Raw genomic sequence first — 14,168 nt, 5'->3', positions numbered from 1 at the left:
AATCCACTCATCGACTACTGTACCACTGCTAAGTGCCCAAATCTGCATGGACTCAAGTTGACGCTCTAAATCTTGCTTTTGCCCCTTGCTACTGACTCTACAATAGACAACTGTATTTCTATGCTCAGCTTTAACGCCCATCACTGCGCGCAAGTCTGAATCATCAAAATACCTATGTCCAGAAGGCAGGCGTTTACTAGCTATTTTACCTTCTGCCTCCCAACGTCGGATCGTAGCTGGGGTACGGCGTACCAATTTAGCAAATTGTCCAATCTTATATGTGCTCATAATAAATGTATATTAACACATTTTTTTATATTTTTCAAAACTGTTAATTGCTCTTGCTTGAGTTTTTCAAAGGTCTGATTGCAGCGTTCAGCGGCCTTCATAAAGTCTTTAACCTTTGGAAGGAAGTCATAATCAGCAGGGGCAAAGCCAAAGTTATCCATCTCATCTGCGGTAATAAACTGCAGCTCACTGTGAGAGTCAGACAGCTGTGGCTCTTCGCCATCGAGTAAGTGGCAAATGTAGAGATCTAAATCTACGGTGAGATCTTCATACTCGTGATGGCAGCTTAAGAAGTAGCTATCTACGCTAACACGGCAATTGAGCTCTTCTAAGATCTCACGACGGCAGGCCTCAGAGGCAGTTTCGCCTTTTTCGATCTTGCCGCCTGGAAACTCCCAGAAGTCTGCTAAATGACGACCGATAGCTCGCTTAGCAATGAGGAACTTATCGCCCTGAGTAATCAGAGCTGCTGCGACTTTAATATTTTTCTTGGTATCGGCCATCTTTGATTCCTAGCGTGTGAATACTTAGTAGCTTTCATTTGTAGCAGCTACTGTTTTCTATGGTATTAGCTGTCTTTGCACGATAGTAAGGTGCAAAAAAGCTGTGCAACTTAGCTAATTGTATACCTTAGTCGCATGCCTAAGGAGAACAGTGCTAAAAATGCTTATTAGCAACGTAGTGCCATGACAAGTGCAAAAGCATGTGATGAGCATGTTACCTTTGATGAGCACGATTGCGTTAAGGCATTCATTCCTTAACTCATTAATTGTCTGTTCACTAATTAGCTATTCATTAACTCATGGCGGCAGTGCAGCTGCAGTTCATTGTAGTTGCAGTTCAGCTGCTGTGCAGCAGCAGTGTAGGTGCAGTGGACTTGCAGTGGTTGCCTGCAGATACTAAAAACCCAGCACGAGGCTGGGCTTTTGAGGCCATGCGCTAGTAGATTGGGCATGGCTCGATGCTTCACACTGCATGCAGCGGCTTTAGGTATTTAAGCTAAGCCTTTATGTGCAGTGCGTATGGGGCTATTTAGAGTGGGCGAACCATGAGCTGCATGAGCTTTTCGTTACCGACTAGGTAGCCTAAGAGCTCAGCTACAGTCTCTAATGAGCCAGTGTAGTTGATGGAGTAGACGCTCATGTCATCGTTGTACTGACGGAGCCATAAAGCTACATCCTTTTCGCCTTCCTTGCCATCGATGAGGCAGGTGCCGTACTGAATGTCTGGAGCGGATACAAACTCAACGCCGTTTGCCTCAAAGGCCTTACCTGCAGCAACACAAGTCTCTTGTAAGGTCTTGTACTCTGCCTTGTTAATACGGATAGTTACTACAGCTGAGTGATCTTCCTTCTCTACAGAGATAGAAGAGGCTAAAGGCTCGTTAGAGAAGGTTAATACCTTCCAGCCCTGTGGGATACCTAAAGCAAAGTACTGAGTCTTGTAGACCTTCTTTACATCCTTAAAGAGCTCGTTAGATGAAGCATCTAAGAAGATTTCAGGGCCTGATACTGTCTCTGGAGCTTGAGAAGCAGTTTCAGGGGTGCTGGTACATGCAGTCATGAAAATTGTTGAACCTAATAAGACTGGTAATAGCAGAGATCTAGCTTTCACAAAAACTCCTTAGACACTAATAGTTATCGTCATAAACAAGCATATATGCCTTGCCTTTTAGAGAAAGTGCGTGGGCATGACATGATAGCTAATGACTGATGATGGTTAGATCTAGATTACACCCATAAACTTAGGCAAAAAAATAGACATAAGCAAAAAGCTTAGTGTAGTGCTAAAGTCTTTGGGTAAAGCAAAACTACACTAAATTAGCACAATTCACAAGGATAGAGCTCTCACTCATGCAATCTTAAGGAGACAAAGTACATAGTGATCTTTGCTTTGGTAGAGCTTTTGTGGTGCATTTGTCTGATTTATATCTCATTTATTGCCATAAATTGTCTCATTTGTGGCCTTTTCATGGGACATATCATGGGCATTGATGGTCAAAAGCATCATTAATCTTTCATTGTCACCTGACAATTTAGACTTAAAGATAGCTAAAAAAAGCTTGCTTGGTTTGCTTTGTAAATCAGCACTAAATCAGATAGAATGTGCCATTGTCGCGTAGACTACCCCTGTGCTTGTATACAAGCATGCTCTCTTTTGAGACATGGTTTTGTCAAAGATCAAAACGCGATAACACATGTTTTGCCATGATAGTTAATCTGGATTGACTGCAGTGTTTGGATATCGTTTCTCTTAGAACATATAACAAAACATAGCGCTAACACCTTGTTAAAAGGCCGGATGCTAGCGCTAGATTTTGTTGTCCAAAGCTTGGCAAAACTTATAACTCATCTTTGATCGCATGCACTTTATGCTCACTTAAAAGAGCTAGCTAAATCTTAGGCCTCAATGCAGTGTTTTAATGCACTGTTCTATAAAGGCCTACACTAGATAAAAGTGTAGCACCTTAGAAAGTGCATGACTGCGATCGACTCGGTTTGAGGACTCGGCATGGCCAGACAGACTTGGAGCAGCCGCTTGACCTATATCATGACTGTAGCAGGTGCTACTATCGGATTCGGTGCAACTTGGCGCTTTCCATACTTAGTAGGCGAGAACGGCGGTGGCGCATACGTTCTTATGTTCATCCTTGTGATGCTCTCAGTTGGTATTCCAATCATCTTAGTTGAAAACGTGATTGGTCGCCGTGCACAGACTAACTCAGTAGATGCTTTCTTTACTAAGAATTCCACTAACTCTCAAGCATGGAAGTTCTTTGGCTATTTGGGCATCTTCGGTTCTTTTGGCATCTTGTCTTACTACATGCCAATTGGTGGCTGGGTTATCTCATATGTCTACCACATCTTCTTGGGTGCCTTAGGCATAGACGGTGGTTTAGATCTGTCAGTGCCTGTTACTAAAGAAGTAACTAATGCCTTCTATACTGATCAAATTGAGAACTCACCGCTGACCATTACCATCTTCACTGGTCTGTTTGTTCTCATTAACTGGTTCATTTTAAGAAAGGGCATTATTGCTGGTATTGAGCGTGCCGTTAAGTTCTTAATGCCACTGTTGTTTGTGTGCCTTATCATTATGATCGGCCGTAACTTAACTTTAGAGGGCGCATGGGAAGGCGTACGCTTTTACTTAACTCCAGATTTCTCTAAGCTATCAGGCAAGCTCTTTTTAGACGTATTAGGTCAGGTATTCTTTGCTCTGTCCTTAGGTTTCGGTGTAATGATTACCTTATCAAGCCACCTGAACAAGGAAGAGAACTTAGTTAAGACTGCAGTGATCACCGGTCTTATCAACACCGCTATTGCTGTGTTAGCTGGCTTTATGATTTTCCCATCACTCTTTAGCTCAGGCCTGTCACCAGACTCTGGCCCAAGCTTAGTGTTTAGAACACTGCCAATTGCTTTCTCACACATGGCCTTTGGTAACTTCTTTGCCATCGTGTTCTTCATGCTCTTAGTGATTGCTGCACTGACTACTTCTGTAACCATTTACCAAGTAATCATCTCAGTGCTCTATGAGAAGTTCAACATTCGTTACACTGGCTCAATCAATGTAACACTGCTTGCTATCTTCATCTTTGGCAATATCCCATGTATCTTAAGCTCTGGTCCACTTGCCGACGTCACCATCTTAGGCAAGTCCATCTTTGATACTTATGATTTCATTTCAGGCAATATCTGCTTCGTTATCACTGCCTTAGGCGCATCTTTATATGTAGGCTGGGTACTAAAGGACAGTGCCTTAGCTGAGATTAGCAATCAGCACAAGCTTTCAGGCAGCGTTTTCACCGCATGGTTTACTTATGTGCGCTACGTGATTCCACTCATCGTAGTGGCTATCTTTATCTACGGCTTAATTCCAGTGCTTACACCACTATTTGCCTAGATTAGATAATCACATCACGCAATTGCGTATTAACACCTAAATACGCACAGCATTACGAAGGGCTTTCTTAGCAATAAGACAGCCCTTTGTTTTATCAGCTACAAATCCAAACCAACGCCTGCCACCTTCAACGCACACTAATCCTAGCCAAAGCCTAAGAAAAAGCGTAAGACAAAAGCTAAGACGAAATCACGCCACTACACCAAAAGTCATCTCTAACAATGCGTGTTATGCATGGTAAAGACAGCCCACCAAAGCATGACTGTGAGCACTGTGTGCGAGCTAACTTATCGAACCCAAACTGGACGATTAACAGACTGCCATCAATGAAAAACAGGCTTTATCGATAAGGTGCTAGCATACATAGACACTCATGATCTCAACATGAGCTAAAGTAACTCTTGTCAGAAAACATCCGCCAAATGCTGAAATCTAAAGCCATAGGTCGCTTAGCAAACTCTAGCAATTACTCTCGGACAAATGAGCACAAGAAAAGAGGTCGTACGACTAAAGAAAGGCCGTCGTGACTAAGTGCTATGGGACAAGATCTACAAAGATACAAATCCGATAAATAAGCGGTTTTGAGGCTAAAGTTGGAAGAAAAAGAGGTGGCCTTAAGGGGCTTAGTAAGAATTTTGCGTGGCGCAGAAACGAAAAAAGCAGCCTGATGCTGCTTTCGTAATGGCGGTGAGAGGGGGATTCGAACCCCCGATACGGGATGACCGTATACACGCTTTCCAGGCGTGCTCCTTCAGCCACTCGGACATCTCACCGCTGAGACATTCAAGCGCATAAAGCGCTGTAGCTGTGAACGGTGCTAATTATATAGATTTTTAACGTCCATGCAACACTTTTTTAATGATTTGCGCGAAATTACTCTCAAATGGCCCTGATCTTGGGGTTTTTGATGGCCTAAATACACTAAAAAGCATGATCTTGAAGTATTTGCAGCCATCATTTGCCATCCAATTCCATGGAGGATCTAAGTACCCATAGCAGTTCATAACCAACTACCAGCATTTACCAGGCGATAGATTAGTACAGTGCAGACACTCAAGCTTAAAGCTAAAGAGACTAGGCTTGCGGTAAATAAACGATCACAGCAAGTGACGTTGACTTACTAGCTCACGTGACACAGCAGCAGATGCAATATCTTATGGCAGGGCAAACTACATAACTAAAGAGAAGGGACTCTTGTCTTGATGAGTTTTACAGATGGGCAATATGAACAGGGCAATATTGTCCGTGCCCATGCAAAAGGGCAGTAGAGACCGCATATTATGCAAGATGCAGTTAAGGGCTTAGCTGCAGTTAAAGAGCTGAGCTGCAGTGCTTGGAAGCTATGCACGTCAGAGTGTGGCGCTAGGCATTTAGGATTTAGATTGCTGGTGTTTGGCTGAAACTTATACCAGTTTATCTTTACGGAAGGCGGCGCTTAAGCTAAAGTGTGAACGTAAGATAATCTCTTTTATGTGCAACAGTTTGTATCTAGAAATGCCATCTATCTCTCATATTTGATGAAAAGTTTGATCTTGATGAATCGAGACTAGTGGCTTTGAGTAGAATACATAACATATTGTGTGGATCCTAGTATACAAGTTGTCAATATTTCAAGTTCAGTTCAACTGTGTGCTAGTCATTGTTATACGACTACAGCTCTTGCTGAGCTAGTCAATGATTGCTGCTGATGGCTACTTTTGTATGAAAGCAAATCAACTCGTTAGACGCTATTTTGTCTTGTTCATCGCTTTATCTCTTGCTGGCTTTGGTGTTGCCTTAACTACTAAGGCTGAAATAGGTATTAGTTCTCTTGCTAGCACGGCCTATGTAATCTCAGTGTACTTCCCGGTGACCATGGGCGTGATGTTGATTGTCTTTAATGTTCTCAGTCTCGTACTGCAGCCACCATTGATGAGCAAAGAAGAACGAAAAGCGCAGTTCGTCAATATGATGCTACAGATTCCGGCTTTATTTGCCTTTGGCCTCTTTGTTGATTTCTTCATGTGGGTCATGCAAGACTTTAATCCGAGTGATTTTGGTTACATTGTCTGTCTTGCCATTTTCATCTTAGGCTCAGTCATCACTGCCATAAACATCATCTTGCAAGCCGTCGCTGACGTAGCCAAGATCGCCTGTGATGCTTTTGTAATCGTGCTTGCCAAGCGCTTTAACTTCAACTTGGGCCGTGTCAAGCTAGTCTTTGATATCGCCTTTGTGGTCGCAGCAGCTATCATCTCACTTATATGCTCAGGCTTTTCTGAGATCATTGGTATTCGTGAAGGTACCATCATAGGCACTATCATCGTGGGCCCATGCGTAACTCTCTTAAGCCCATACTTTAAGTTTGTTGAAAACTGGATCGCAAAGAGCCAACCATCAACTGCCACAAGCACCTCAGATGCAAGCGTCTCTGAGGAAAGCTAACCGAGCATTATTCAGTAGACATCCAAATCCCCGTCACGTCCTGCCATATCAGAAGATACAATCCTCTTCAGGCCAGGCCAGCGCATCAGCACCAGCTCTTGATGAGCGCAACCTCGCTATCAAAAGGCAGGGCGTGACCAACAAGCCATTCATAGCACCAATCCTGCCTAACTTCACTGCTCTAATGCATAAGCCTTTCACGACTTAACCAAATTTCAATCCCCACCAAACTACCACAAGATCAAAGCTCATTGTCTCAAGCACTCATAATCAGCAGCAGCTTCAGCAATGTATTTAGCCTTCCATGATTCGCTTTGCTCATCAGACAAAGCAATAAAGTACATTGCCATTAATGATCTTTTTATAGCTCAATGCTTACAGGTGATCGTTTAGGTCGGTGTTGATACTTTATTGAACACGCAGTACGTGCCATCAAAGCTCAAAGAGCAAGGCGCTAAGTCTATGCCTAAATCTCATTTGCAAACATCAATAATCTAAAGCCTCTGGCACTCATCTTTTGAGTAAAAGCCATGATCTTTTAGAGGTTTCTTACATAAGTTAGTCTGCTTGAGAAAGGAACGATAGGTTCTGATTAATTCTCAGAGACGACAGGCCGCAGTGACATTCTGCATGAAGGTAAGCCATCAGTACTGCTATGCTGAAGCGGTCTTAGTATCGGCTTGTTGAACTACTGCCGCTCTTAGCGATCGTAGAGTGTGAATAGGCTTGATACTCTCTGATCTAGAGTGGTAAGCCTCTTTGCATGGGGAGTAGTTGAGTTTTAACTGTTGCTTTGATCTTGCTTTGGCTATTGACGGGGGACTGCTTGTGAAAATGCAGCTTGGTTATGCGCGATCTTTTGTAAATGACAAGTCGTGTGACAAGATCTGATGGTATAAGGTGCATGATCTTGGGCGCTTGGAAAATATTTTTGTGGCATGGGTACGGATTTCTGTCGCTGTTCCGTATGTACTAAGGGTGCTATGCTATAATTAGAGTTTAATGGCGAGGCTCGCCTGGACAGTCGTAATCACCTGTGCCGCGAGCCGTGCTTGACAACCTCAAGGCTAATAGCCTGCACGTAGCATGAACTATACTGCTCAAATGCGGTAAGTAAGGCTTTTTCGAGTGCTTTGCGCACGTGCTCTTAGAGGTCTTGTTTTTAAAAAATGGCATCTCCTTGTAGAGATCTAGACTTTTAGAAAGTGCCATGGCGTCAGAACAGTGTGACGTTTTGGAATATATCTTTTAATGCTAGAGATCATGCAGAGGTTGCAAGATGTCTTGGGCACAGGTATTAACAACAGGAACGTATAGTGAAGAACCGTAGTATCATCCGCAGCGAGATCAATAACTACTATCGCGCCAAAGTTATCAGCTGGTTGGCAAGTCACGTTAAAGATAAGCGTGATGTGCCTGAGGACTTCCCAACCCACCTCTATCTCGGTGCTCCTACAAAGGACGAGGATGTTCTTGAGAGCAAGGATGCTTTCTTAAGCTTCTGCAAAGAGTGGAGCGCACCGCTTCCTGCTGGTCACATCGAGTTTATCGATAAGACCTATCCAGATATTGGCACTGTTAAGGTACCAATTCACTTAGTTTTCGACACTCCAGAAGAGCTTGCAACTTGGGCTGGTCACTTAGTGGAGTACCACTCCTCAGTTCGTTGCTTAGATCTGATCGCTCATGAGATGCCAGAGCTCATCGATAGCGCTCTGAACGTGATCTCATCACTTGCTAACCTCGCTTGGATCGACTTTGAGCGTATGGTTGCAGTATGCAAGTGGTTCTGCGAAAACCGCAACAGCCGCCTGTTAACCCGTCAGATCCCAATTCGTGGTATCGATACCCGTTGGTTTGAGATCCACACTCCGCTCCTTTTAGACTTCCTGCGCGACTACTTAGAGCTCAATCCTTATCGTAAGGATCTGCTGCAGCTTGGTTTAGTACCACCTCCAGCATTAATTCGCTTAGTAATCTTTGACGCAGAGTTACGTGCCAAGGTTGGCGGCTTAAAGATCGTAGCTGCATCTATCAGCGAGTTAAACGAGCTCAACTTACGCCCTGAGCGTATTGTGTTCATGGATAACTTACCAACTGCAGTTGCTCTTCCAGATATCAAGGGCACCATTGGTATCATCACTCCATTCCATCACGTACGTGAGACTTGCCGCATTAACTGGGTTGCTCAAGCTCACTGCCAGTACTTAGGCTCTGTAGATTTACGCTCCTTTGCAGTACTGCACAACTTACGTCTGTACCTGCCTAACATCGAGAGCGTTCTCATGGATGAGCAGACCTTACTGTCCAACCAGGATCTGTGGACTAATGATGACGTATCAGGCTTTGATAGCGCACCAGTTGCTTTAAATCAGGCTGAGTCTCATTTATACGGCTGCTTAATCGATGGCGTTTATGGCGATCACGTACGCTTAGACTTAGAGCGTCTGCCATTAGCTTTAATCGCTACTGCATTAGGCGCTGACGATGAGCAGGCTGCATCTTTAGCTCGTGAGGCTGAGCTTTATAGCAATGTTGGTAACAACTATCAAAACAATGCTGCTAAGCCAACCCCAGCAAATGATGCTGCAGCATCAGGCCAGTAAGCCTTAATCTTGGATTAGCTAAATAATCCAAGCTGCGGTCTTAAGTATGTTCATGTACCAAAGTGCATAGCATGGCAAAGGCCGCAGCTAAAACCATATTAGTGGCAGGTGTTGCATTGTATTAAGGAGCTTTTGCTCCTTTGTTCGTTTTTAAATATCCTGCTTTTTTTCCTCCTTGGGCCAAGATGTGCAGCCTTTAGACGGCTAACTCATTTACCAAAATGAGAGTGGATCTTGAGTACAAGTTCGCTCGAGATCTGTCATTGCTGCTTGGTTGCAGCTAAGGATGGCGAATTATGGCAACCAACGATGATAAGCTCCAAAATCTTATCAACAGGGCTATTAGTGATTATGCTTATGGTCAAGAAGATGAGGTAATGGATAAGGCATCGCTTGAGCGACTGTCTCAGATAGTTAATGCTCAAGAGCCAGTAGCACAAAAGAAAGTTGATATCTTTGGTGATGGAGTTAACGGTGTAAACGTCAATGCTTTGCGTGTTGCTCTGCAAGGCTACAACGACGTTAAGCCAAATAAATACTCTTCACGCAAGAGTGACTTTCATAGTGCTAAGGCTAGTGTTAGCTCTAATCAGACACCTTCAGACCAAGGTTCAAGCGCTTCTTTTGAGTCCACTTTAAATCCAACCTTAACGCGTGGAGCAGGTCATTTAAACTCAAGTGCTAATGACAATAGCGTAGCCCCTGCTGCAGGTATCGTCTCTCAAGGTGAATTAGCACCTAGGACTAATAGCCATACGCAAGGTAATCAGGCCTCATCACATGCAAACTCACTTGCAGGTGCACACAATCGTAGCTCAAGCTCAGCTTACGATAATCGCTCTCATGGCACTGATGATTACAATCAAATTGGCTTAAGATCTAAAAACAATTTACTAGGCTCACACCATGTGCCAGTTGATTACCAAGAGCAATTTGGTAGTGAACTTGGTAAAACTCACGATCGTCTGGCCTCACAAGCTGCCCTCGATGAGCTTGATAGCATGCAGGTTCGTCAAGATCCTGCATTCAAAGATTTCATTACGCCGCAGCTCATGGAGCGAAACCAAAGAGCCGCGCAAATTAAAAGTGTCGCCGCAGCAGCTCACGTTGCTGCACCGCATGGCACAGCCGCACACGGCACAGCACACAGCGCCGCTGACTATAGTGCTAAACCATACGATAGCGCATCGCATTCACAGCTTAATGACAGCAGCAATAATCACGCTGCTATGAGTAAAGACCAGCTGCCAAAAGCTATGCAGCGTCCTACACAAAGCTATCGTTATACCAGCGCATCATTGCAAGATGGGCCATTTAGTCAAGCAAGCAGCGCCACTAAAGTACAAATTCAGGTAGGTTACACTCCAAAAGCCCAAGCCCAAGCCCAAGCTCAGGCTCAAGCAAAAGCGCAAGCAGTAGCTAATGCTCAAGCACAAGCAGCAGACCTCGCTCAATCACAAACTGAAGTGAACCCTCAAGCACATGCAAGTGCAGCACAGACCTCAGTTGCTAGCGATCATGAGAGAGCTAACGTATCTGATAAATACAATGAAGATGAGCTATCTAAGCAGTTTAGCTCTGCAACGCATATCAGCGTATCTTCTCCGAATTCCAGTGTGAATAACCAAGCTCGTTACATTGGTAATGAGTTATACACTAGACAGTCATCTTCAACCATTATTACGAAGATGGATGCTGTCTCAAACTCTGCTTTAGCTAATTCAAGTGACGAGCAAGAGTCATATGCAGCGCCTAATACTTCTGAACAAGATCAGAGTGCTAAGCGCGAAGACGCCGTACAAAGTCATAGTGAGAAGGACTTTGACGTAAATTCATTCTCGGCAATCACCTCAGCAACCACTGGCCGTAAAGCATATGCTGCTCAGCGAGCTGCTCATATGCAAGGCTCCTATGTAGCGCCAAGCATCATGGATACACATGCATCCACTCAAGATGATGACGCTCAAGGCGATGCTCAGAACGATGCCGCTTACTCATATACAAACAGAATGTCACGTTCCAATTCACGTTCAGCGGTCTCCCCGCAAATCGGACGACAGGCCCCAAGAGCCAATACCAAGCTCAATGCCGTAAGTTTTGGTCCAGCTGCAGCTATACAAGCTCCACAATCTGGTCAGTACATTTCGGCTGTAAATCCATATGAACAGACTCAGATTGAAGCTGCTAAGCAAGTCAATGAGTCTTATGGCCTGATGTCTAATACAGGATTTGGTGCCTTAACCCATGAGTACGACGCTCATCGTAGTGCTGGCTCAGTCTTAAGGAAGAACATTAATAAAAAACAATCCATGCGTGATATTGCAGGCTATGCCGTGCAAAACGATTACGGCTTTTCATCTCCTGCATCACGTAGCAATGGTGCCTTTAAGACTAGCGACACTAACGATCTTAGAGATGCGTCAGCTGTAGGCGATCAGCTCATTCAAAGAGCTGTTAATACCTACGAGCGTATTCCTGCTCAAAGCCAGTCCACGCTGATTGTTAGATCTAAGACAGCTGTAGTCCAAGATGAGGCCACAGTATTTGTCACCGCATCTGGCAATAAGACCATTGTTGGTATTGAGTCTAACAAGCCTGTAGTGCCTTTAAAGACTGCTCAGGTACAAAAATCTGAATCTCTTGAGGCTGAGGCTGCCGCTGAAGCTTTTGAAGAGGAAAAGCTTGAAGAGCTCTCTCAAGAGCTAGCAAGCGCCTCAGAGGAGACTCAAGTACAAGATCACGCATCAAACGAGCAAGAGCCTAGCAAAGCTTTGGCACAAGATGCCGAGTCTCACTCATCAGATAGCCAAGACTCTCAAGATCAAGCATCAGATGATGCCGCTCAAGATGCACAAAGCGCTGATCCTTGCGATGATGGCGCTGCAGATGCTGATAAGTCTGAGGCAGATAATGCTCAGGAGACTAAGAGTGCTCGTGAAGTGGTTACCGCTATTGTGCGTGACGCTTCTTATGAGGTTAAGTACGCTCAGAAACAACAGATAGCATCTACAGAGCAGTCTTCTGGTCCAACTCGCATTGTTGGTGTAGTGCACGAGGCACCAGAGCGTAAGTTACCGACTGACGCAGTTCGTATCGTACGTTCTAAGGCTGCAGCCTTTACCCCAAGCTTAGAGGGTAATTTAGCAGCAGCTCACGGCACCATCTTCTCTGAGCAGGAGTTTAAGGGCTCCGTAATTGGCAATACTCCAGCTGAGTTTTTAAAAGCTAAGCCAAGTGCTAGCAATGCTCAAGATGAGAACAAGTCACAATCTCAAGATAATGCTGTAGATAGTGACTTACTTGAGAACGAGCTCTTAGTTGGCAATACCTCCACTCGTATTGTTACCTCATCTCAGCGCTTAAAGCAGAACTTTGCACGTTCTACTAAGCTTACTGAGGACTTAGAGGCTAAAAAGCGCGAGGAAGAGGCTAAGAAGCAACAAGAAGAGGTTCCAACTACTATCATCTCCGTGCATGATTTTATGCACAAGATTGAGTTAACTGCAGCTCAAGCTTTAGCCGCAGCTCAGGCATCAGCTAACGCTTATGCCATGATCGAGGCTGATAGTGAGGTTACCGAGGCACGCGCAGGTAAGAACTACGGCTTTGCCGAAACCTCCTTAATTCTGCCTAAATCAGGTCAAGAAAACGTCAACACTGGCGAAGAGCACATTCCTGATTACGCTAAGGTACCAATTCAGATTCATGCCGAGCCAAAGCACCGTAAGGTCGCCAAGGCCACAGCTCCAGCAGACGCTCAAGTAGCAGCCCAAGCAGCAGAGCAGTCAGCAAGCGCTCAAGCTCCTGCAGCAAGTGCCCCAGTCGCAGCTGCACCTTCAGCTCCAGTAGCTCCAACCCCAGAGGCCAAGGTAGCTAAAGAGCCTGTAGCACCAGCAGCTGAAGAGACAGTTAAGGCTCAAGAGACACTAGCTCCTGTAAAAGAAGAGCCAAAGGCTGAGCAGAAAGCTGAGCCTAAGGTTGAGCAGAAGGCTGAATCACAGCCAGAGCCAAAGGTAGAACAAAAGGATGAGCCTAAGGCTGAGCAGAAGACTGAATCACAAGTAGCACCAAAGGCAGAGACAGTAGCTGACACCAAGCTTGAGACTGCTCCAGAGCAAAAGACTGAGTTGGCTCAAGAAAAGATCGAGACTGCAGCTCAAGAGCAGAATGTTGAGGTTGCAGTTGAGTCCATCGTAACTGATGATTCAAATCTCGAGATTAAGGTTAAGCGTCATAACAAGCACAATAAGAACGTTGCAGAGCAAGACATGCATGATTCTGAGCCTAAGAGCGAAGAAAAAGCTGAGGTTGCTGCAAGTGAACAAGGTGCTGCAAATGTCGTAAACCCAGCTCAGAGCGCTACTGAGACCAATGTAAAGCCACAGGCTGCTGAGGAACAAGTTGAGGAAAGCAAGAGCGAAGAGAGCAAGGTAAGCACTATTGTTTACCAGCAGGATGAAGAAGTTCCATACGTAGCAGCTAAAGCTCAAGCTACTGAAGATTTCGATGATCCTGTTAAGGCTGCTAGCGCTGCTGTGCGTGAGGCATTACATGCTCAGGCTGAGGCTAATAACTCAGATGTCTTAAGAAATGAGAGTGCTGAGGCTTTAAGCGGTAGCGCTGTTGATAGTGCTGCAGCGGTGCCAGAGCATAATCTGCTTGAGGGTGTTAGCGCAGATACCGACTTAACCTCATCTGATGAGGCTATCGATAAGGTGGTTGATTTAGGTAAGGTATCTGATGGCCCAATCGCCTCAGAAGACGTTGTCATGTCAGCCTTATCTCAAGGTGCTAGCAAGGACTACGATATTGTAGATACCAAGCAAGTCATCAAAGGCAATCGCAAAAATAGGAATCGCAACTCACGTAAAAGACGTTAGAGACTAAGTTTGATTCCATTAAAAAAGGCGCTCCCACAAAGAGCGCCTTTTTAATGGCTGCTGC

Annotated in this window: 7 protein-coding genes and 1 tRNA gene; 4 read left to right on the top strand and 4 right to left on the bottom strand. The window is 44.8% G+C overall.

Annotated features, from left to right (window positions below; genetic code table 11):
• From H524_RS17150 to H524_RS0112410, 3 genes are all read right to left on the bottom strand, one after another.
• A partial coding sequence (locus tag H524_RS17150; protein ID WP_156907623.1) for a MerR family DNA-binding transcriptional regulator occupies window positions 1-288 on the bottom strand: 288 nt, incomplete at its 3' end.
• Window positions 285-791 carry a (deoxy)nucleoside triphosphate pyrophosphohydrolase gene (locus H524_RS15905; RefSeq protein ID WP_084281787.1) on the bottom strand — a complete coding sequence of 169 codons (507 nt, stop codon included), beginning with the start codon at window positions 789-791 and terminating at the stop codon, window positions 285-287. The genes H524_RS15905 and H524_RS17150, both read right to left, overlap by 4 nt.
• A 529-nt stretch (window positions 792-1,320) precedes the next feature.
• The gene (locus H524_RS0112410) at window positions 1,321-1,851 is read right to left on the bottom strand and encodes a hypothetical protein (RefSeq protein ID WP_169726165.1); all 531 of its coding nucleotides are present in this window, start codon (window positions 1,849-1,851) and stop codon (window positions 1,321-1,323) included.
• Between the two features lie 948 nt (window positions 1,852-2,799).
• Between H524_RS0112410 and H524_RS0112405 the strand changes: the two genes are divergently transcribed.
• Complete coding sequence (locus H524_RS0112405) at window positions 2,800-4,194, top strand: sodium-dependent transporter (protein WP_027940412.1); 1,395 nt, start codon at window positions 2,800-2,802, stop codon at window positions 4,192-4,194.
• Window positions 4,195-4,876: 682 nt separating this feature from the next.
• On the opposite strand, the gene H524_RS0112400 is transcribed toward H524_RS0112405, so the two are convergent.
• Window positions 4,877-4,967 (bottom strand) — tRNA-Ser (locus tag H524_RS0112400).
• A gap of 928 nt (window positions 4,968-5,895) precedes the next feature.
• Between H524_RS0112400 and H524_RS0112395 the strand changes: the two genes are divergently transcribed.
• The 3 genes from H524_RS0112395 to H524_RS16885 all read left to right on the top strand — a co-directional run bounded on the left by H524_RS0112395 (window position 5,896) and on the right by H524_RS16885 (window position 14,104).
• A complete protein-coding gene (locus tag H524_RS0112395; RefSeq protein ID WP_156907622.1) occupies window positions 5,896-6,618 on the top strand; it encodes a YczE/YyaS/YitT family protein in 723 nt (240 codons plus the stop codon).
• A 1,316-nt stretch (window positions 6,619-7,934) separates the two neighbouring features.
• On the top strand, window positions 7,935-9,224 hold the full coding sequence (locus H524_RS0112385) for a DUF3322 domain-containing protein (RefSeq protein ID WP_027940410.1): 1,290 nt from the start codon (window positions 7,935-7,937) through the stop codon (window positions 9,222-9,224).
• A gap of 296 nt (window positions 9,225-9,520) precedes the next feature.
• Window positions 9,521-14,104, top strand: coding sequence for a hypothetical protein (locus tag H524_RS16885; protein ID WP_027940409.1), 4,584 nt, complete (start codon window positions 9,521-9,523; stop codon window positions 14,102-14,104).
• The last annotated feature ends 64 nt before the right edge of the window (window positions 14,105-14,168 follow it).

Source organism: Anaerobiospirillum succiniciproducens DSM 6400 (genome assembly GCF_000482845.1).
Taxonomy (GTDB): Bacteria; Pseudomonadota; Gammaproteobacteria; order Enterobacterales; family Succinivibrionaceae; genus Anaerobiospirillum; species Anaerobiospirillum succiniciproducens.
The sequence above is the reverse complement of the archived record's forward strand: the minus strand, read 5'-3'. Positions and strand labels throughout refer to the sequence as shown.

Coding starts and splice junctions, on each gene's coding strand:
- H524_RS15905 (WP_084281787.1), bottom strand. CDS start 791: ATGGCCGATACCAAGAAAAATATTAAAGTCGCAGCAGCTCTGATTACT.
- H524_RS0112410 (WP_169726165.1), bottom strand. CDS start 1,851: ATGACTGCATGTACCAGCACCCCTGAAACTGCTTCTCAAGCTCCAGAG.
- H524_RS0112405 (WP_027940412.1), top strand. CDS start 2,800: ATGGCCAGACAGACTTGGAGCAGCCGCTTGACCTATATCATGACTGTA.
- H524_RS0112395 (WP_156907622.1), top strand. CDS start 5,896: ATGAAAGCAAATCAACTCGTTAGACGCTATTTTGTCTTGTTCATCGCT.
- H524_RS16885 (WP_027940409.1), top strand. CDS start 9,521: ATGGCAACCAACGATGATAAGCTCCAAAATCTTATCAACAGGGCTATT.